This is a genomic window from Streptomyces sp. HD (assembly GCF_028369295.1).
GTDB lineage: Bacteria > Actinomycetota > Actinomycetes > Streptomycetales > Streptomycetaceae > Streptomyces.
This window is the reverse complement of the sequence record NZ_JAQMYP010000003.1, coordinates 21,564-39,677: the sequence shown is the minus strand read 5'-3', so window position 1 is coordinate 39,677 and position 18,114 is coordinate 21,564. Positions and strand designations below refer to the sequence as shown.

At 69.5% G+C, this 18,114-nt stretch carries 19 protein-coding genes and 2 pseudogenes; 10 read left to right on the top strand and 11 right to left on the bottom strand.

Annotated features, from left to right (window positions below):
- Window positions 1-132: 132 nt before the first annotated feature.
- Genes POF73_RS03640 through POF73_RS03630 form a run of 3 tightly spaced genes read right to left on the bottom strand, consistent with a single transcriptional unit; the run spans window position 133 to window position 3,441 of the window.
- Window positions 133-1,578: an FAD-dependent oxidoreductase gene (locus tag POF73_RS03640; RefSeq protein WP_272112957.1), complete on the bottom strand. Its 1,446-nt coding sequence runs from the start codon at window positions 1,576-1,578 to the stop codon at window positions 133-135.
- Complete coding sequence (locus POF73_RS03635; protein ID WP_272112956.1) at window positions 1,571-2,827, bottom strand: MAB_1171c family putative transporter; 1,257 nt, start codon at window positions 2,825-2,827, stop codon at window positions 1,571-1,573. Before POF73_RS03635 ends, POF73_RS03640 begins: the two co-directional genes overlap by 8 nt.
- A complete protein-coding gene (locus tag POF73_RS03630; RefSeq protein WP_272112955.1) occupies window positions 2,824-3,441 on the bottom strand; it encodes a toxin-antitoxin system, toxin component family protein in 618 nt (205 codons plus the stop codon). The genes POF73_RS03635 and POF73_RS03630 overlap by 4 nt, the downstream gene beginning before the upstream one ends.
- A 260-nt stretch (window positions 3,442-3,701) precedes the next feature.
- On the opposite strand from POF73_RS03630, the pseudogene POF73_RS03625 reads away from it, so the two are divergent.
- The 5 genes and pseudogenes from POF73_RS03625 to POF73_RS03605 all read left to right on the top strand — a co-directional run.
- Window positions 3,702-3,872, top strand: a pseudogene (locus POF73_RS03625) (carbohydrate ABC transporter permease); the annotation flags it as partial.
- Window positions 3,869-4,021 carry a hypothetical protein gene (locus POF73_RS03620; RefSeq protein WP_443049404.1) on the top strand — a complete coding sequence of 51 codons (153 nt, stop codon included), beginning with the start codon at window positions 3,869-3,871 and terminating at the stop codon, window positions 4,019-4,021. The pseudogene POF73_RS03625 and the gene POF73_RS03620, both read left to right, overlap by 4 nt.
- 82 nt (window positions 4,022-4,103) lie before the next feature.
- Entirely contained in the window at window positions 4,104-5,612 is a 1,509-nt protein-coding gene (gene arfA / locus POF73_RS03615) for an arabinosylfuranosidase ArfA (RefSeq protein WP_272112954.1), read from the top strand.
- A 133-nt stretch (window positions 5,613-5,745) separates the two neighbouring features.
- Window positions 5,746-5,973 (top strand): TSUP family transporter, encoded by a 228-nt coding sequence (locus tag POF73_RS03610; RefSeq protein ID WP_272112953.1) that lies wholly within the window; start codon window positions 5,746-5,748, stop codon window positions 5,971-5,973.
- A gap of 26 nt (window positions 5,974-5,999) precedes the next feature.
- Window positions 6,000-6,140: a hypothetical protein gene (locus POF73_RS03605; protein ID WP_272112952.1), complete on the top strand. Its 141-nt coding sequence runs from the start codon at window positions 6,000-6,002 to the stop codon at window positions 6,138-6,140.
- 30 nt (window positions 6,141-6,170) lie between these two features.
- Here the strand turns inward: POF73_RS03605 and POF73_RS03600 are convergent, their stop codons facing one another.
- Complete coding sequence (locus POF73_RS03600) at window positions 6,171-6,536, bottom strand: hypothetical protein (RefSeq protein ID WP_272112951.1); 366 nt, start codon at window positions 6,534-6,536, stop codon at window positions 6,171-6,173.
- A 177-nt stretch (window positions 6,537-6,713) separates the two neighbouring features.
- Between POF73_RS03600 and POF73_RS03595 the strand changes: the two genes are divergently transcribed.
- Window positions 6,714-7,385 (top strand): DUF4360 domain-containing protein, encoded by a 672-nt coding sequence (locus POF73_RS03595; RefSeq protein WP_272112950.1) that lies wholly within the window; start codon window positions 6,714-6,716, stop codon window positions 7,383-7,385.
- A 61-nt stretch (window positions 7,386-7,446) separates the two neighbouring features.
- Here POF73_RS03595 and POF73_RS03590 read toward each other — a convergent pair.
- Together POF73_RS03590 and POF73_RS03585 are read right to left on the bottom strand one after the other, a co-directional pair.
- Window positions 7,447-7,744 (bottom strand): annotated as a pseudogene (locus POF73_RS03590) (protocatechuate dioxygenase); the annotation flags it as partial.
- Between the two features lie 131 nt (window positions 7,745-7,875).
- On the bottom strand, window positions 7,876-8,835 hold the full coding sequence (locus POF73_RS03585) for an alpha/beta hydrolase family protein (RefSeq protein ID WP_272112949.1): 960 nt from the start codon (window positions 8,833-8,835) through the stop codon (window positions 7,876-7,878).
- 155 nt (window positions 8,836-8,990) lie between these two features.
- Between POF73_RS03585 and POF73_RS03580 the strand changes: the two genes are divergently transcribed.
- The 3 genes from POF73_RS03580 (at window position 8,991) to POF73_RS03570 (ending at window position 13,215) form a co-directional block, all read left to right on the top strand.
- Window positions 8,991-9,611, top strand: coding sequence for a TetR/AcrR family transcriptional regulator (locus POF73_RS03580; RefSeq protein ID WP_272112948.1), 621 nt, complete (start codon window positions 8,991-8,993; stop codon window positions 9,609-9,611).
- A 119-nt stretch (window positions 9,612-9,730) separates the two neighbouring features.
- A complete protein-coding gene (locus POF73_RS03575; RefSeq protein ID WP_272112947.1) occupies window positions 9,731-10,069 on the top strand; it encodes a trypco2 family protein in 339 nt (112 codons plus the stop codon).
- Entirely contained in the window at window positions 10,066-13,215 is a 3,150-nt protein-coding gene (locus tag POF73_RS03570; RefSeq protein ID WP_272112945.1) for a serine protease, read from the top strand. Before POF73_RS03575 ends, POF73_RS03570 begins: the two co-directional genes overlap by 4 nt.
- Here the strand turns inward: POF73_RS03570 and POF73_RS03565 are convergent.
- Both POF73_RS03565 and POF73_RS03560 read right to left on the bottom strand, forming a co-directional pair.
- Complete coding sequence (locus POF73_RS03565) at window positions 13,140-13,400, bottom strand: DUF397 domain-containing protein (RefSeq protein ID WP_272112944.1); 261 nt, start codon at window positions 13,398-13,400, stop codon at window positions 13,140-13,142. The genes POF73_RS03570 and POF73_RS03565 overlap by 76 nt on opposite strands.
- Window positions 13,397-14,245: a helix-turn-helix domain-containing protein gene (locus POF73_RS03560; protein ID WP_272112943.1), complete on the bottom strand. Its 849-nt coding sequence runs from the start codon at window positions 14,243-14,245 to the stop codon at window positions 13,397-13,399. Before POF73_RS03560 ends, POF73_RS03565 begins: the two co-directional genes overlap by 4 nt.
- A 130-nt stretch (window positions 14,246-14,375) precedes the next feature.
- On the opposite strand from POF73_RS03560, the gene POF73_RS03555 reads away from it, so the two are divergent.
- Window positions 14,376-14,843 carry an ATP-binding protein gene (locus POF73_RS03555; protein WP_272112942.1) on the top strand — a complete coding sequence of 156 codons (468 nt, stop codon included), beginning with the start codon at window positions 14,376-14,378 and terminating at the stop codon, window positions 14,841-14,843.
- Here POF73_RS03555 and POF73_RS03550 read toward each other — a convergent pair.
- From POF73_RS03550 to POF73_RS03540, 3 genes are read right to left on the bottom strand one after another with little or no spacing between them, the layout of a single operon-like run.
- Window positions 14,825-15,715, bottom strand: a complete 891-nt coding sequence (locus POF73_RS03550; protein ID WP_272112941.1) for a hypothetical protein — start codon at window positions 15,713-15,715, stop codon at window positions 14,825-14,827. The genes POF73_RS03555 and POF73_RS03550 overlap by 19 nt on opposite strands.
- A gap of 17 nt (window positions 15,716-15,732) precedes the next feature.
- A complete protein-coding gene (locus POF73_RS03545) occupies window positions 15,733-16,116 on the bottom strand; it encodes a hypothetical protein (RefSeq protein ID WP_272112940.1) in 384 nt (127 codons plus the stop codon).
- A complete protein-coding gene (locus POF73_RS03540; protein WP_272112938.1) occupies window positions 16,103-17,884 on the bottom strand; it encodes a hypothetical protein in 1,782 nt (593 codons plus the stop codon). Before POF73_RS03540 ends, POF73_RS03545 begins: the two co-directional genes overlap by 14 nt.
- Window positions 17,885-18,114 lie beyond the last annotated feature (230 nt).

Below are 18,114 nucleotides of genomic sequence, written 5' to 3'. Positions count from 1 at the left end.
GCCTCAGCACCCCGCCTACCGAACCCCCGCCGCCTTCAGCTCCTCCACCATCAACGGCGGCCCCGTCAGCTCCCCGGGGGTGGGCCATCGAACCACCGAACCCACCCCCGGTCTGCTGCCTCAGCACCCCGCCTACCGAACCCCCGCCGCCTTCAGCTCCTCCACCATCAACGGCGGCCCCGTCAGCGCCGGCTTGAGCGGGCCGACCAGCGCGGCCAGGAGCATGGACGGGGCCAGCAGCACCGCCGCTCCACGCTCAAGGGACGTCACATCCGTCACCCGCCGCGCGATCCGTCCGTTCCCGGTGGCGGTGTACAGGAGCCGGCCGACGTACGCCGCCAGCAGACGGTCGCGCAGGGTGGGGCCCTTCGGAGTCGCCCCGGGGTAGAAGACGTCCATGCCGAGGGCCAGGTCCCACGCCGCCGACGCCGGTCGGGCCACCGCCCGCTGGATCCGGCGGGACAGGCCGGGGGAACCCCAGCCGTGCCGTCGTACCGTGTCGCGCAGGGCGACCGCGCCCTGGGCGGCCACCGACATGCCGTGCCCGTAGATCGGGTTGAGCGCGCACAGGGCGTCCCCGAGGACGGCGAAGTTCTCCGGCCAGGTCCGCATGCGCTCGTAGTAGTGGCGGCGGTTGGCGGTCGTGCGGGTGTACGCCACGTCCGTCAACGGCTCGGCGTGTGCGAGCAGTTCGGCGATGACCGGATGGCGCAGGTCCTCGCGTGCGTACCGTACGAAGTCCGCCGCGTCCGTGGGGGGTTCGGCGCCCCGGGAGCCGAAGAGGGTGACGATCCACCGCCCGTCCTCGATGGGCAGCAGCACGCCCCCGCACCCGGGCTTCCCGGCACGAGGGTCCGGCTGGACGTTGACGACCGGGAACCCCTCGCGCGCCGCCTCCGGCGCCCGGAACACCCGGCTCGCGTACGCCACCCCGGAGTTGACCTCACGCCGTTCGACGGCGGGCAGTCCGAGGTCCGTCAGCCAGCCCGACGCCCGCGAACCACGTCCCGTGGCGTCGACGACCAGGTCGGCCGACAGGGTTCGCTCGGCAAGGCCGTCGTGACGGTCGTGGTGACGGCCTTCGTGACGGTCGTCGTGGAGGCCGGCGTGCGCGCGGATGCGTACGCCCGTCACCTCGGCCGCCGTACCGGTCGGCCCCAGCACCTCCACCCCCTCGACCACCTCGATGCGCTCGTCGGCGAGGACCGCCTCCCGCACCGTCGCGTCCAGCAGGTCCCGGCTGCACAGCAGCATGTGGTGCGACTCGGCCCACCGCCGGTACCAGCCGTACGGCGACAGCGCGACCATGTCGGTGGTCACCGGCAGCCGGTTCGCCCCCGCCTCCCGCAGGCGGTCGACGATGCCCGGCAGCAGCTCCTCCAGGGCGTGCGCGCCGCCCGACCACAGCTGGTGGACGTGCCGGGCCTGCGGCAGGCCCTTGCGCGGCTCGGGGCCGGCCGGCAGTACGTCGCGTTCCACGACGGTGACCCGGTCGGCGACGTCGGCCAGCGCGCGGGCGGCGAGCATGCCGGTGAGGGAGCCGCCGAGGACGACGGCGGTGGTGGGGCGTTCAGTCATGTACGGGCACGTTCTCTGCTGGGGCGGCCGGAGCTGCCTTGTGGGCACGGACCGCTTCGATCTCGTCGGGGTGGCGAAGGGCTCGGGAGACGGCCCCGATCTCCCGGAGGAGATCCGCCGTGTCGGGGATGTCGGGGGTTTCGGGGCCGTTGCCGTCGCTGCCGTCCGGGGCCCGGCTCCGGCGGTCGGCGGCGTCCTGGATGGTCACGGCGGCGGCGAGCGCCTTCGCGCGCGCGGGCGGGCACCCGAGGGCGAGCGCGGCGTCGTACGACCGCCTGCGCAGCTCCTCGTCGATGTGCCGGGCCAGCGGCAGCAGTACGTCGCGGATGAAGGTCTCGCGACGGATCAGCCGCAGCTCGGGCGAGGCACGCAGCACGAACGGCACGCCGGAGCCGTTGACGGACTTCATCAGCAGGTACAGGGGCCGCAGCTCGTGGTGGGCGAGCCGGACCCGCCAGCGGTCGTGCAGATACTGGCCGGCGTGCGGGAGGATGAAGCCCACCGCGATCAGGATGGCCGACAGACAGGCGACCGGCGGCGCCAGGTCGGTGCTCAGCCAGTCCAGGTCGTTGCCCGTCCAGCGGGCGGTGACGGCGGTCAGCTTGGCCGCGTCGAAGATGAGGTTGAGGGCGTAGCCGACGCCCAGGCACACCAGCCCCCAGCGCAGCCAGGCGTCGAGGCCGTCGGTGCGCACCCAGTTCCAGATCAGCCGGGACGTGATGAGGACGGCCGTGCAGTGCGCGAGCAGATAGAGCAGCGTCTCCTCGCGCATGAACGGCGTGTTGGCGTAGTACGTGTCCAGGTCCCGCACCCGCTCCACGGGGGCGTCCGCGAGGGCGAACAGCACCCACAGCGCGACGATCACGCCCGAGTACGCGCAGATGACCAGGCGCATCGCACGGCGGGTCTCGGCGCTGCGGTCGGACAGGCCGTTGCGCCAGGCGATGATCAGCAGCAGACAGGAGCCGCAGAACGCGGTGATGAGGGAGTAGACCAGGGGTGCCGCGAAGTTGGGTACGCCCGTGACGCGGTTGACCCACGCGATCGTCGCCGGGGCCGCGAAGACGAAGACGGAGCAGGCGATCACCAGCAGGCCGCCGACGGCGCGCAGCAGCGGGTCCCGCCAGAGCCGGATGATGGTGGGCAGCTTGATCGCCAGGGCGGCGGTGAGGACGACGGTCGGGATCCAGAACGAGATCCACATCTCGCCGAGGACGCTGGCGGGGTCCTGCGCCAGGCTGCTGTTCATCGCGCCGACCTCCCGCTCCCGCGATAGCCCAGCGAACGCTGCAGCGGCCCGAGCGGTGTGTCGGTGCCACGCCCGTCCCGTCCCGACAGCAGCGGCCGGAAGGCGGTGGCCAACCGGTGCCCGAAGTCGTCGGCTTCGGCCTCGTCCCGCTCCCGCGAGCCGTCACGCGCGGCCACCGCGAGGGCGAGGTCCCGCCAGGCGGGCCGGTCGGCGAGGGCGTGCGCGGCCGCCGTACCGGGGGTGTGGTGGCCGTGCCCGGCGTGCAGATGCCACAACTCATGGCCGAGGATGACCAGTTGCTGCACCGCCTCGGCCCGCTCCTCGACGATGACCAGGTCGAAGTCCTGGAACTCCACCCACAGCCCGGTCACCTCGATCTCGTCGGGGAACCGCTCGAACCGCAGCTCGACGGGCCGTCCGCCGCGCCGCGCGCTCATCTCCGCGCACAGCGCGTGACACAACTCGCGTACGTCGGCCGGGGGGTGGGGTCCGGCCCGCAGGGCGGCGCTCAGATCGGCGGCCAGGTCGCGCATCGCCGAGGCGGTGGGGGAGCGCCGCAGCCGTAGCGCCGCAGCGGCCCGGGCCGCTCTCATGCGCAGGCCCGCGATGTCCATCACACCCCCTGTTCCTCCGCCGTCCGGCGGGCTGTTCGAGCCTACGCGTCCCAATGTGTCCGCGTCATGCGGTACGGCGACCGTTGTTCAACCGCCAACGACCAATGACCATCCACCGCCGCCCCTCGGAGTTCGTGCACAGGGCATTGACTGGAAAGCGCTTTCCATCTACGGTCCCGTCCGAAGTTACGTGCACAATTCGAGATCTCGAACAGTTAGGGCAGGGAATGGGACGACCTGGCCTGAATCGCAGGCAACTTCTGATGACCATGCCGAACGGCATCGCGACCGTCATGAACTCCTACGGCATCCAGTGGGCCCAGCTCATGGCCGGCGGTCTGATGGCGGGCCTGCCCCTGATCGTCGTCTTCGTCTTCTTCCAGCGGCAGATCGTGGCGGGCGTGGCCCACACGGGTTTGGCGGGACAGTGAGAGCACGCAGAGCACTGGCGGTGTTCCGCGACCGGGGCGGCCAGGACCGGCTGGCGTACCACTACTGCGACGCGGAGGACGAGGGCACCCCAAAGCTGGGCCTGAACAAGCTGAACTGGCAAAGAAACGGCTGGCCAAGCGTCCTCTGAGGGGCGCGGGGAACTGCGCGACCGGCCCCCACGCACCGGCAGCCGCCGACGAAACACGAACCACCCCTCTGGAAAGGCCAACATGCACACCGCCCGTTTCACCTTGGACCCCGCCTTCACCGTCGGCGAGGTCAACCCCCGACTCTTCGGCAGCTTCGTCGAACACCTCGGCCGCTGCGTCTACACCGGCATCTTCGAACCGAACCACCCCACAGCCGACGCCGAAGGCCTCCGCACGGACGTCCTCGACCTCGTCCGCGAACTCGGCGTCACAGCCATCCGCTACCCCGGCGGCAACTTCGTCTCGGGCTACAAGTGGGAGGACTCGGTGGGCCCCGCCGAAGACCGCCCCCGCCGCCTGGACCTCGCCTGGCACTCCACCGAGACCAACCGCTTCGGCCTCTCCGAGTACATCGGCTTCCTCCGCAAGATCGGCCCCCAGGCCGAGCCCATGATGGCCGTCAACCTCGGCACCAGGGGTGTCGCGGAAGCCCTCGAACTCCAGGAGTACGCCAACCACCCCGAAGGCACCGCCCTCTCCGACCTCCGGATCTCCCACGGCGACAAGGACCCCTTCGGCATCAGGCTCTGGTGCCTCGGCAACGAGATGGACGGCCCGTGGCAGACCGGCCACAAGACGGCCGAGGAGTACGGCCGTATCGCCGCCGAGACGGCCCGCGCCATGCGTCAGATCGACCCGAGCGTCGAACTCGTGGCGTGCGGCTCCTCCGGCCAGGCCATGTCGACCTTCGCCGAGTGGGAGGCGACGGTCCTGCAGGAGACGTACGACCTGGTCGACCACATCTCGCTGCACGCCTACTACTGGCCCGAGAACGGCGACGTCGACTCCTTCCTCGCCTCCGCCGTCGACATGGAGTCCTTCATCGAGAACGTCGTCGCGACCTGCGACCACGTCGGCGCCCGCCTCAAGTCCAAGAAGAAGATCAACCTCTCCTTCGACGAGTGGAACGTCTGGTACCAGTCCGAGTGGGAGGCGCACGCCAAGACGCTGGTGGACTGGCCGGAGGCGCCGCGCCTGCTGGAGGACAACTACAGCGTCATGGACGCCGTCGTCTTCGGCTCGCTCCTCATCGCGCTGCTCCGCCACGCCGACCGCGTCACCGTCGCCTGCCTCGCGCAGCTGGTCAACGTCATCGCCCCGATCATGACCGAGCCGGGCGGCCCGGCGTGGCGGCAGACGACGTTCTTCCCGTTCGCGCAGGCCGCACAGTACGGCCGCGGCCAGGTGCTGGACGTGCGCGTGGACTCCCCGACGTACGAGACGGCGAAGTACGGCGAGGCCGACCTGCTGCACGCCACCGCCGTGCGCGCCGACGACGGCACGGTCACCGTCTTCGCGGTCAACCGCAGCCGCACCGAGGCACTGCCGCTGGAAGTCGCCCTGAACGGCCTCGACCTGACGACGGTCGTCGAGCACAGCGCCCTCGCGGACGCCGACCCGGACGCCCGTAACACCCTGGACGACCCCGAGCGGGTCGCTCCGCACCAGGTCGAGGGCACCGCGCTGAAGGACGGCCACCTCACCGCCGTACTGGAACCGATGTCCTGGAATGTGATCCGGTTGGGCTGAGGCATCCGCATCCTGGGCTGAGAGTCTCTGTATATGGACACTCTCAGCCCGCCCTCAGTCTGATGCCCTAGTGTCCGGTCCCGTCCATCCCTACCAACCCGGTAGGAAACATCGGAAAGACGGGGCCGGTCGCATGCGCACGCTGATACTGCTCGCCCTCGCGGGCCTGGGAGCCCAGCTCGTGGACGGCAGCCTCGGCATGGCATACGGCGTGACGTCGACCACCCTGCTGCTGGCGATGGGCACCAACCCGGCCGCCGCCTCGGCCACGGTCCACCTCGCCGAGATCGGTACGACGCTGATGTCGGGCGCCTCGCACTGGCGCTCGTCATCCTCGTCACCAACGTCCGCACTCTGCTGAACAGCGACTGGCTCGCGGTGTCGGGGGTGACCGCCGTGGCGGTCTACGTCGCCCTCTACGCCCTGTGGGCCGCCGCCCTCGGACACTCGATCCGCGCCCACCTGAAGGAGGGGCGGACGGCCGAGGCCGAGCCCGCCGAGGGGCGACAGCCGGTCGGCGCCGCCTGACGGACCGGTGGGCGATCCGCAAGCGCCGTGTCAGGCGCTGCTGACGCTCACTGTCAAGGTCGCCTTGTGGCCGTCCGCCACCCTGTCGCCGAGGGCGCTGAGGGGCGGCGGACCGGAGGATGCGCCTCCGTCGTCGTGGATGCCGTCGTCCTCCAACTGGGTCTCCCGCGTGGTGTTTTCCGCGTACGGCGAGGTCGTGCGGGCCTCCGTGCCGATGTCCGGCGCGAAGAAGAGCCGGCCGGTGTGAATGATCTCGCCGCCTGTGTACGAGTCGTCGGTGAGCGTCACGTCCGTGTGCACCCGCATATGGACGCGGAGGAAGTCGGGCGCCCTGCCGAGGATCGCTTGGTGTGCGGCTGTGAACGACCCGGGGATGCGCGGCTCGGCCGTGCTCAACTCGCTCGTGAATGGCCGGAGTTCGACCTGGCTGCCCCACAGGGGGCTCCCTACGATTCCAACGCCTCCGAGCTTCACAGAAACCCCACTGTTTCTTCAAAGAACCTATAAAGATCCATTGAGGTCTGATCTGGGTCGCCGGAGGCGCAGCCACCCCCCAACCCCAGGGAGAGATCCATGGCACGTGGACTCCTGCGATTCCTGCTGAGCGGCGGAGCGCTGGCCGCTCTGCTGACCGCGGCGCTGCCCGCGCAGGCGGCTCAGTCCTCCGGCGGCTCGTTCGAGGACCCGCCGCCGGACAAGATCGTCATCAAGGTCGCCACGGTGAACGGCTCCGGCTGCCCCCAGGGCACCACCGCCGTGGCCGTCTCCGAGGACAACACCGCCTTCACCGTGACCTACAGCGACTACCTCGCCAAGGTCGGTGGCAACGCCGATCCCACGGACTTCCGCAAGAACTGCCAGCTCAACCTGATCGTGCACGTCCCGCAGGGCTTCACGTACGCCATCGCCAGCGCCGACTACCGCGGCTTCGCCTCCCTCCAGTCCGGCGCGAGTGCCATCCAGAGAGCCTCGTACTACTTCCAGGGCTCATCGAACACGCAGTTCCGCAACCACCCCTTCAGAGGCCCCCTGGCCGACAGCTGGCAGGCCACCGACAGCACCGACTGGGCCCAACTGGTCTGGGCGCCCTGTGGGGTTCAGCGCAACTTCAACATCAACACCGAGCTGAGAGTCAGCGCCGGCACGTCGTCGCCGGACAAGGTCAGCTTCATGACGATGGACTCGACGGACGGTGACATCAGCACGGTGTACCACCTGGCGTGGAAGGAGTGCCCCGGCAGGTAGCCCTACATGGACCGGTCGCGCCCGCTTCTCGCAGCGGGCGCGGCCTGTTGTGCGGGTCAGGTCAGTTCTCCACCCCCAGGGTGGGCGTCCCCCTGTAGCCGGCGGAGGGTGAACTGCCCAGTGCGGTGAGGGTCATGAGCCCCGACGCGGCGCCTCCGTCGTCGTAGATGGAGTCCTGGGCGAGGGTGGTGCGGGCGACGGCGTTGGCCGAGTACGGCGAGAGCGCGGCGACTCTCGCGGTGATCGCAGCGGCCCCTGTACCAACCGGGGTAGACGGTGGTGATGTTGGCGACGCCGCTGGAGTCGGTGAGGACGCCGCCGCGCAGGAAGGTGCCGTTGTCGGGCTCGTTGTTGCCGTTTTGCCTTCGGGGTGCCGTTCGAGGATGTGTCTGTCATGGACACGGCACCGCAAAGAGAGAGCCTGTTGATGGGCTGTCGGTTGGGCAAAGTGACGGCCGGTCAAGGTCCTTGCCGGTCATGGTCTCCGGCGCTACTTGGACTCGACTCGTCCGAAAGCGTGGGGGCCGGTCGTCAGGGCGTCGCGGGCCGTCTGCCAGCTGTCGTCGCCGGGGTGCAGCCGGGTGCGGAGGTAGGCCGAGGTGAGGCGGGCGAGGGCGGTGACCCGCTCGGGGTTCTCGTCGGTGGTCTCGGCGGCGTCGTATCCGGCGATCCCCCCGAGTCCGTGCTCCGCGCCGAACAGGGTGAGCAGGGTCTTGGGGCCGGGGGCGAGGGTGTAGGGGTCGGTGTGCCAGACCGGCCCGATGTCCGTGAAGTGCCGGGGGTCGTCCTTGTCGCCCGCGACGACCAGGGCGGGGGTGGTCATGGTGGAGAAGTCGGTGGTGTGGACGAACGGCAGGACCTCGGCCATGGGTCCGTTCAGGATGTCGCCGCCCCTGCCGGGCGGGGCCAGCAGTACGCCCGCGGTGATGCGGGGCTCGGCGAGCTCGACCTCTTCCCCGCTGTCGGGGTCGGTGATGCGGGCGCCCAGCAGGAGGCCGGCGGTGTGACCGCCGAGCGAGTGTCCCGCGACGGCGATCCTGGTGCGGTCCAGGCGGCCGGAGAGCTGCGGCACCGCCGACTCGACCGCGTCGAGCCGGTCGAGGATGTGCGTCATGTCCTCGGCGCGTGAGCGCCAGAAGAAGGGCGCTCCAGGGGTGTCGGCGGGCAGGTGGCTCAGGGTCCTGGAGCTGAGGTGCGTGGGCTGGATGACGGTGAACCCGTGTGCCGCCCAGGAGTTGGCGAGCGGTGCGTAGCCGTTCAGCGAGGAGAGGTTGTTCGAGGGGCCGTGGCCGTGGGAGAGGAGGATGACGGGCAGGTCGGTTCCGGTGGCGGGTGCGGTGATGCGTATCTGCAGGTCCACGGGGCGTCCGGGGATGTGCAGGGTCACTGGGCCGAAGGACAGGACCGGTGTGGGTGAGTCGACGGCGGTGACGTGCGCGGATGCGGTCATGGTGCGCGCTTTCCCTTCGAGGGATGGGCAGGGATGGGCAGGCGTGGGCACGGTGGTAGGAGGCACCCGGCTTCGACTAAACTGAAGCGGAACGCTGCTCCACTTAGTATCCGGAGCGCTGTTCCGCTTTGTCAACCGCGTCGAAGGAAAGCCGGATGTCCGCCGAGAACAGCGCCGGGAGCACCGCAGGCAAGGCCGCCGGGAAGGCGTCGGCCCGAACCAAGCGGGCCGACGCGGTGCGTAACCAGCAGGCGCTGCTCGCCGCCGCCGCCGAGGTCTTCGCCACCTCGGGTGTCGACGCGCCGATCCGCCAGATCGCGGCCAAGGCGGGCATCGGGATGGGGACGATCTACCGGCACTTCCCGACCCGGGCCGATCTCGTCACCGCCGTCTACCGCCACCAGATCGAGGAGTGCGCCGAGGCGGGCCCGAGGCTGCTGGCCGACGAGGACTCCCCGTTCGCCGCGCTCGGTCAGTGGATCGACCTCTTCGTCGACTTCCTGGTCACCAAGCACGGGCTGGCCGACGCCCTGCAGTCGGACAGCAGCCGCTTCGCCGCGCTGCACTCCTACTTCCTCGACCGCCTGGAACCCGTCTGCGCGCAGTTGCTCGACGCCGCGGTCGACGCCGGTGAGATCAGGCCCGGCATGCAGCCCTACGAACTGATGCGGGGCGTCGGCAACCTCTGCATCGGGCGTGACAGCGACCCTCGCTACGATCCCCGGCGACTGATCGAACTGCTCCTCCAGGGGTTGCGGCTGCCTTCGTCGGCCTGATGTCGCCGAGGGTGCCGACGCCGGGACCGGGCCGAGACCGCGACCGCGTCGCCGCGTGCGCATCGCGGTTGGCGTGAATCGATGGCGGCGGGTGTCAATGCCTCTCTAGCGTGGGGCACATGAGTGACGACCGGATCGAACTGGCCGATGCCGTGCAGGCCGTACGGGATGAACTGATCACTGCGGCGGGGCGTTCGTCCGGGCAGGACGTGGTCTTCGAAGTGGGCGACATCGAGCTGGAGTTCAGTGTCGAGCTGCGCAGGGAGGCCAAGGGGGGCGTCAAGGTGAAGGCGTGGGTGGTGGAGGCCGGGGTCGACGGGGGCGGGGGTACGACCCGGACTCATCGGGTCGCGGTGACACTCAGGGCGCTGGACTCCCGGACCGGGCAGCCGTGGAAGGTGCGGAACGAGAGTCGGGGGAGTGTGGCCCGGTTCGGCCAGGGGGGAGACGCGGAGTGATCGCGGGGAGGGTCGCGGACCGGGTTGTCGCGGTTTTCGGGGCGGGGCAGGGAAGCGGTGTGCTGTTCGGCCGCCGGATGGTGCTCACCGCGCAGCACGTGGTGGACGGCAGCGATGTCATCGAGGTGATTCACCCGTCGAGCAGGAGACCGGTGAGGTGCGAGGTCCTGTGGGCCGACGAATCCCTTGACGTCGCCGCGTTGCGAGTCGAGTCGGAGGTGATCAGTGCCGGGCGTGCCGCTCCCCTGGGGTGGCTCCGGAAGGGCAGCATCGCCACCCGCTCGCCGCTGTCGCACTGCCAGATCGTGGGATTCCCCCGAACCCAGCGCTACGGGGACCTGGGTGAGGACCTGGAATACGACCAGTACCGCACGACCGTGCTGCCCATGGCCGGACGTATGAGGGACGTGCTCGTCTGCGAACTCGACGTCCCTGCCGCAGACGAACGAGGCGGCGGAGACTCACCGCTGGCAGGACTGTCCGGGGCACCTGTCTTCGCGGGAGCGGTGCTCCTCGGGGTCGTTACTCAGGTGCCCCGTGGCCGCTCCCACCTCAGGATCGAAGGTGCCCCGATGGAAGCCGTGATGGCCAAGTCGGCCGAGCGGATCCTCTGGCCCGGCAATTTCGAGCAGATCACCGATGTTCATCCCGAGGACGAGTCGTTCGAAGCCCGGTATGCCAAGGACCTGGCCGCGCAGTATCGCAAGACGGAGATCTTCGGCATCGAGGAACTCGGCCGTACTGAGTCCCGCTGGAACCTCGACACGGCGTATCTGAGCCTGGAAGCCGAGACCACCCCCGATATGCACCAGGAGGCAGGGTCCTCCGCGGAACGCATCGACACCCTGCTGAGGGGACGCCCCCGCACTTTGCTGCGCGGGCAGGCAGGTGCCGGCAAGACCACCCTCGTCTGGTGGCTGGCGGCCCACGCGGCGAATGGCAGCCTCAACGAGGACCTCGCCAAGCTGAACGGCCTTGTGCCCTTCGTCGTCCCCATGCGCGAGGTGTACGCGCGGGGCGGCCGGTTCCCGGCGGTATCGGAGCTGCTGTCCGCCGTACGAGTCCTCTCGGAAAACGCCCCGGACGGCTGGGCCGGTCGAGTCCTGGAGGCCGGCCGAGGGTTGCTGCTCGTGGACGGTCTGGACGAAGTTCCGCCGCTGGAAAGGGAGAAGGCCCGCCATTGGCTGTGCGCGCTCCTCGACCGGTATCCGGACACTCGATGCCTGGCCACCGTCCGCCCGGACGCTGTCGAGAAGGATTGGCTGCACGCCGAGCGCTTCGAAGAGCTGACGCTGCTGCCCATGAGCGACGAGGACATCGAGGCCTTCGTCACCGCCTGGCACAATGCCGCCCGCCTGGAGTGTGAATACGCCTACGACACCGGCCGGTGCGGCGACGAAAGAGACCTGCTCATCTCTCTGGAGCAGGATCTCGTCCACCAGCTCGGGCAGAACCAGGCGCTGCGCGACCTCGCCCGCACGCCGCTCCTCTGCGCCGTCATCTGTGCCCTGCACCGTCGGCGTCGCGGTCTCTTGCCCACGACCCGCTGGTCGCTGTACCGAGCCGCTCTCGCCATGCTCCTCGGCGGCCGTGACGCCGGTCGCGGTGTCGCCCCCGATGACATCACTCTCGACTCGGACGAACAGCACGTCCTGCTCCAACGGCTGGCCATCTGGCTGATCCGCACCGGACGGCAGCAGATGAGCCACGAGCAGGCGAGTCACCAGCTCGACCTCGCCATGCGGGACATGCCGCAGTTCCGCGACCGGACGACGCCTGACCGCGTGTTGCGCTTCCTCCTTGAACGCAGCGGTTTGCTCCAGGAGCGCACGGACGACGCGATCCAGTTCATCCACCGCACCTTCCAGGACTTCCTGGCCGCCAAGGAGTTCAACGAGAGCGGGTACGTCTTCGAGCTACTGCGACACGCGAGTGACCCGACGTGGAGGGATGTGATCGTCCTGGCCGTCGGACACGCGACACGGATGGATGCGCAGCACGTCATCGAGAAGCTGATCGAGTTCGGTGACGCCGCTGAGGAGCGGGAGAGGAAGTGGTACCTCCATCTGCTGGCCGCCCAGTGTGTGACGAGTCTGCTCGCACTGAACCCAGAGGTGATGGGGGTCGTGCGGGAACGCGTGCGCCGCTTGATGCCGCCGCGGAGTCACCCGGAGGGCGCTGATGTCACGAGCCTGGGCGCGTGGGCGGTGGATCTGTTGCCAGGACCGGAAGGCCTGCAGGGCGGTATGGCTGTTTACACCGTCGATGCCCTGACCCGGATCCGTACGGCGGAGGCACGGCAAAGGCTGCACCGGTACGCAGCGCACTCCTCCGTCCCCAACTCCGTCGCCGACTGCATCGTCAGCGGTTGGCAGCGTCAACCTGCCGAGGAATACGCCCGCGAGGTACTGGCTGGGTCCCGTATACGGAGCCTGGCTGTCGTCAACAGCGCGCAGCTCGCTCAACTTCCACACCTGGGCTCGATCTCCGAGGTCATCGTGGTGGGGTCGTATCCCGTGGAAGAACTCGACGCACATCTGCCGGTGCGGGACATCGAGGCGATCGGCCTGTGGCACAACCAGGAGATCGCCCACCTCGATTTCCTGCGGCAGCGGGAGCACTTGCGAGTGCTGACGGTGCAGGAGTGCACAGCTCTGGAGCACGGCGAGTGGCTCACGGTCCTGGGCGGCCTGACGAGCCTGGAGAGGTTGACCTTCCACGGCGACCAAGTGTCCGCGCTGGAAATCCTGCGAGCCGCATCCGGGTCACCTCGGTTGGCTCGGCTCAACCTGCTGATGGGATCGCTCCGCAGCCTGACCGACCTTGCGCCGCTGTTCCATGTCCGGGAACTGACGTTCGTCGGGCTGCGGGATTACGCCGATGTGATGCAGGTGCGTCGCGTCTTTCCCAACCTGACGGTACTGACACTGGGGCTCGCGCTGGACGCAGTGACATCGCTCGACCTGACGGATCTACGACATCTCCCGGGACTGCGGGTACGCCTCACGGGCACCGTTATGACGCGTCCGCCCATCGCGGGTTCCTACGTGTTCGGTGCCCGTTTCGAGGATCACCTGCATGTATTCAGGGCGATCACGGAAGACGAGATGAACGCCGTCCAGGTCTCCGACGAAACTGCCAGCTGACGCTCCTCCGGTGCCTTGGAGTCGCGGACGTGGATGGTGTGGGGGCAGGTGGCGACCTCGACGCAGTCGCAGTCGCCGCCGCTGCTGTAGCTGGACTTGTGCCAGGCGAGGGCCACTTCGACACAGTCGTCGCCGGATGCGCTGCTGTAGCTGCTCTTGAACCAGGACAGTTCGGACGTACTCATAGGTCTCCTCGCATCCGCTGCAACAGGCTCATGGAGTCCTTCGGGGTGAGAGCCTGTGAACGCATCCTGGCATACCGGCTTTGGAGCACGCTGACCAGTTTCCGGTCGGAGACCAACTGCCCGCTCTCCTGCCCCTCGCAGTAGGCGAACCACTTGTTCTCCGGGGTTTCGAGAAGCCGCATGGGCCCCTGAAGCCCGGCGTGCGATTCCTGCACGAGGGGCATGATCTGGATCTCGACATTCCGCAGCTTGGCGATCTCCAGTACGTGATCGATGAGTGCGCGCGTCACCTCCACCCCACCCGTGCGTCGCAGGAACGGGTGCTCTTCGAGGATGAAGCTGAACGCCGTGTTGGGACGCTCCCGCAGCAGTTGCTGCCGCTCTGCCCGCGCAGCCCACCGCTCCTCGATCTGTGGGTCGTCCAAGGGTGGCAACTGGTCGGCGGCCAACGCCTGCACGTATGCCTTCGTCTGAAGCAGGCCGGGGATCATCCGGCACTCGTAGGTGCACAGCGTGATCGCAGTCGTCTCCAGTCGAGCCCATTGCCGAAACCACGCCGCCAACCCTGGCTGCCGAGCCAGATGCCGCTCCGCCCTCGTCAAGGCCCCCGTGTTCCCCAGCACCCCCTCCGCCCGCTCGCCGAACCTCGGGTCCGGCATCCGTCGTCCCTGCTCGATCGACGCGACCGTGTGCTTGGAGAGCCCCACCTGGTCGCCGAACTCCTCCCGGCTCAACCCGGCATGCTCCCGCAACGCTTGCACGACCGCCCCGAACGTCCGCAGACTGTCCGAGGACTCAGGCTCGCCGCCCGCAACCGCACCCGTCCCCACCGCACCATCGACCACCGTCGGTCACCTCCCGCGCACATGGTTACGGGTGGTCACAAGTACTGTCCAGCGCGTAACCGCGTACGCTCCCGCAGCGTACGCGCCGCTCACCTGGTGAACTGCCCCGCGAACCCGCCAGATTGAGCCCATGCCAGCACCACGCACCCCCCAACCTCCCGTCACCGTACGTGTGTTCACCCAGCGCCTCAGCGCCACTCCCCGAGGCGCCCGCCTGGCCCGGCACCTGGCCCTCACCCAGCTCCACGCCTGGGGCATCCCCCACGGGAGCTACACCTCCGAGGCCGCCGCCGTGATCGTCGCCGAACTGGCCGCCAACGCCGTCACCCACGGCCGCGTCCCGGGACGGGACTTCGAGCTGCGGCTGTCGCTGCCGACCGGCAGCGTCCGTATCGAGGTCAGCGACACCCGTACCGAGCCCCGCCCCCCGAAACCCGGCGACGTACGACCTCCCCACCCCCTCGACGAACACGGCCGCGGACTCGTCCTGGTCGACGCCCTGGCGGATCGCTGGGAGGTGGTGGACCGTGAGCCGGCGCCCGGAAAGACCGTTCGCGTCGAAGTCGATCTATGGCGAGGTCACGGCGCCGAGAAGTAGGTCAACGCCACCTGGAGAGTCTCCCGCTGCCGTGGCCAGATCTTCTCCGGCCCCGCCACCAGCACCGCGTACTGCGTGCCGTTCTCGGCCACGAACGCGCGGTCCACGACCTGGCGCCGGGTGCCGTCCGGGCGGTCGTACGCGTAGATCAGTTCCGCCGCCTGCTCACCGGGGCCGTCCGGGGCCTCCTGGAGGCTGAGTTGGCGGTAGTTCTCGTTCGCGCTCAGGGTCTTCGACGTATTGCGCAGCGACTCGTACGGAGTCCGGCTTCCCTCCGTGTCGGTGTAGATCTGCACCAGGCTGACGTCGCCGGGGGAGTTGTAGAAGACGCCGTTGGTCTTCTCCTGGCGTTCCCAGCCTTCCGGTACGGCGATCGTGAAGCCCGCCGTGTCCTCCTGGAGCGTGTATCCCGACGGCACGTCAGAGGTCGGGGACGGTGACGTCGACAGCGACGGCGACTCCGTGGACCAGGTGCCGGCCGTGTCCGTGGGCACGCCGCCACCCGCACCTGTGGTGGAACTCGCCGTAGCCGTCGGTGATGCGCTCACGTCCGTCCCCGCGTCGTCGTCCTGCAACGCCAGCACGCCGAAGGCCACCGCCCCCGCGACCACCGCGACCGTCACGCCCGCGATGATCGCCGTCGTGCGGCGTGACCTCGGTAACGGGGCGGGCGGCGGCGTCACCGTGTACGTCGGGTCCTCGCCCTGCCCCTCGGCCGGTACCGGCGGGGCGTACGAGGGCACCGGCGGAGGCGGTGCCGTCGGTGGGACCGGCGCCCCCGAACCGCCCGCCGCCTCCCAGCTCTGCGTCTCGTCGTTCCAGCGGATGCCGCCGCCCCCCGACGCCCCGCCGTCCCCCGATATGCCGCTCATTCCGCCGCCACCCTCCGTCATCCTCCCAACAGGGCCGTCACCGCCTGTGCCACCGCTGCCCCCGACGCCGCCAGGCCCACCGCCGTGGCCGCGTCCTGGAGGGCCTGGCGCAGGCGGGTCAGGCTGCTCGGGCTGGCCTCGCCGGTGTTCTGGATCTCGCCCTGCGTCTCGTCGAGCCTGTCTGTCAGCCGGGAGGTCTCGGGGCTCACGGCGAAGGACCGGAGCTCCTCGCGCAACTGCCCTACCAGCTGGAGCAGTTGCTGCTGCTCGTCGGTCGGCTGCTGCGGCGGGGCCTCGTAGTTGTTCGCCACGCTGTTCCCGCCGAAGGCGAACGCCCCCTTCGCCGAGCCGATGTGGATGTGCTGGGAGCCGCTGCCCGGCTTCTCCTCATCCGCTGCCACTGTTTCCCTCCATCCCTGCCGAATTCCCGGCTCCCGAACTTCCGGCTCCCGAATTCCCGACGGCCGAATGCCCGGTACTCCGGCGCTCGGCCTCCCAGTTGTTGGCCTCACCGTGCTCGCCGAAGGCAAACGCTCCGCTGGCCTGCTCGATCAGCACGCCGCCGTTGCTGACGTTGATGACCTTCTGCTCGAACTCCTCGGTGCGGTAGCCGGCCTCGCGCAGTGCGCGGCGTACGCCGTTGGCCACCCGGTCCTGGATCGTCTTGAGGTAGCGCTGGTGGTCCATCTCCTGGAACAGTGACGCCTCGTCGTCCGAGCCGAGCTCGCGGATCGACACGGACGGCCCGTCCGGCATCGCCCGTCCCGAGCCCCGGGAGACCACCCGGCCCAGCAGGGTGAGGGTCCGCCATACGGTGACCACGGACTCGCCGGCGGTGTGCGGGACCCGGGACAGGGCCCAGACCGCCTTGCCGAGCGGGTTGGCGTGCAGGAAGTCGTGGGCCAGCCGGTCGGCTTCGCGGAACTGCGGCCGTACCGGGCGCAGGACGTGCGGCGCGACCTCCAGCATCAGCATGCCGCCCTGGGTGTGGACGCGGACGAAGACGGTCGTGACCAGCTCCTCCTCCCAGCCGCCCACCTGTACGCGCAGGAAGTGGCGCCGGGTCTCACCGCCCTCCTCGACGGCGCGGGCGCGGTGCTCCTCGAACTGGCCGGGGGCGTAAGGGGCGTACTGTCTGCCGGGCAGTCCGTCCACCGGGAGGAAGACGCACTCGTCGATCTGGAGCTGGCGCAGACGGTCCCGCACCGCCGCCGCTCCCTTCGGGGTGCGGGCGGTCGACGGCTCGCGCAGGGCCTCCAGCAGGGGCCTGATGCGGTTGAGGATCGTGTCGTTGTCCAGGGGGAGTGCGGGCTTGGCGAGGTCGTCGCGGGGGCGCAGCTCGACCGACAGGGACCAGGTGTCGTACGGGGATCCCGCGCCGCAGAACGGACGGTCCGCCCGGTACATCACCAGCCCGGCGCTCTGCTCGGTGCGGATGCGGTCCCGAAGGTGGTGGAAGCGGCCGCCCTGCGTGGTCCGTTCGGCGGGGTCGGCGGCCGCGTCGGGGAACTTCGGACGGGACAGCTCGCCGGCCAGCGCACGGGAGAACTGGTGGCGCTCGACGCCGACGCCCAGCGCCACCAGCAGCGGCAGCAACAGCGCGATCCAGGCGTTGAGGCGAGACGTTTCGAGGATCGCCTGCTGGAGCGTCAGGCCGGGGACCAGGAGGAAGTTCGAGAGGTCGCTGACCGACTCCAGCAGGTCGTAGTCCTCGGTGGCGCGCGAGTACAGCGTCAGTACGGCGTAGACCACGGAGAGGCGCGCGTACAGGCGCAGGATCCAGGCCGGGGCGCGGCGGTACCAGGCGGGCCGTGGGGCCGGTCCGCGCACCCTGGTGGCCAGGTACATCAGCGCCACCGGCAGCAGGAACATCAGGCTGAGCCAGTTGGTGAGCGGCACACCGACGATCCACAGCGCCAGCACCGCCGCCGCCCAGCCCAGTTGCAGGCGCTGCGCGCGCAGGGCGTGGGCCAGGACGCGGGCCGCGTCGAAGCCGAACGAGGGGGCGACGATGCGTTCGTCGTGGACGTAGAGCTCCTCTATCACCGTGCGGCGGTACGTCTCGTCGAGGTAGGTACCGGCGCACAGCAGTCGCGTCGCCTCGCTGGCGTGCGGGGCGGTGCGGTGCGGCGTCGGGGCTTGCCGGGTCACCGAGTTCTGCTGGGTCACTGTCTCGTCCCCCGAGTGTGTTCAGCCGACACCCAAGCATAAGGAGTGACGGACCGATTACACCGTGAATAAACGGTGTGGGAAACGCGGCCGGGGCGGGTGAGTTGGGGCTGCCCGGACCATTGACGTGCAAGTGATCCGATTCTACGGTCCGTTCGAACTTACGAGCATTGTCCGAGATGTAGGACGCCATCTCGGGCGACAGGAGCCCCCGCACTCAAGGAGGACCC

Excerpts from the sequence above, each read along its gene's own strand:
- POF73_RS03585 (WP_272112949.1), bottom strand. The coding sequence starts at position 8,835 with ATGACCGCATCCGCGCACGTCACCGCCGTCGACTCACCCACACCGGTC.
- POF73_RS03640 (WP_272112957.1), bottom strand. The coding sequence starts at position 1,578 with ATGACTGAACGCCCCACCACCGCCGTCGTCCTCGGCGGCTCCCTCACC.
- POF73_RS03610 (WP_272112953.1), top strand. The coding sequence starts at position 5,746 with ATGCGCACGCTGATACTGCTCGCCCTCGCGGGCCTGGGAGCCCAGCTC.
- POF73_RS03595 (WP_272112950.1), top strand. The coding sequence starts at position 6,714 with ATGGCACGTGGACTCCTGCGATTCCTGCTGAGCGGCGGAGCGCTGGCC.
- POF73_RS03575 (WP_272112947.1), top strand. The coding sequence starts at position 9,731 with ATGAGTGACGACCGGATCGAACTGGCCGATGCCGTGCAGGCCGTACGG.
- POF73_RS03635 (WP_272112956.1), bottom strand. The coding sequence starts at position 2,827 with ATGAACAGCAGCCTGGCGCAGGACCCCGCCAGCGTCCTCGGCGAGATG.
- POF73_RS03555 (WP_272112942.1), top strand. The coding sequence starts at position 14,376 with ATGCCAGCACCACGCACCCCCCAACCTCCCGTCACCGTACGTGTGTTC.
- POF73_RS03580 (WP_272112948.1), top strand. The coding sequence starts at position 8,991 with ATGTCCGCCGAGAACAGCGCCGGGAGCACCGCAGGCAAGGCCGCCGGG.
- POF73_RS03630 (WP_272112955.1), bottom strand. The coding sequence starts at position 3,441 with ATGGACATCGCGGGCCTGCGCATGAGAGCGGCCCGGGCCGCTGCGGCG.
- POF73_RS03550 (WP_272112941.1), bottom strand. The coding sequence starts at position 15,715 with ATGAGCGGCATATCGGGGGACGGCGGGGCGTCGGGGGGCGGCGGCATC.
- arfA (WP_272112954.1), top strand. The coding sequence starts at position 4,104 with ATGCACACCGCCCGTTTCACCTTGGACCCCGCCTTCACCGTCGGCGAG.
- POF73_RS03565 (WP_272112944.1), bottom strand. The coding sequence starts at position 13,400 with ATGAGTACGTCCGAACTGTCCTGGTTCAAGAGCAGCTACAGCAGCGCA.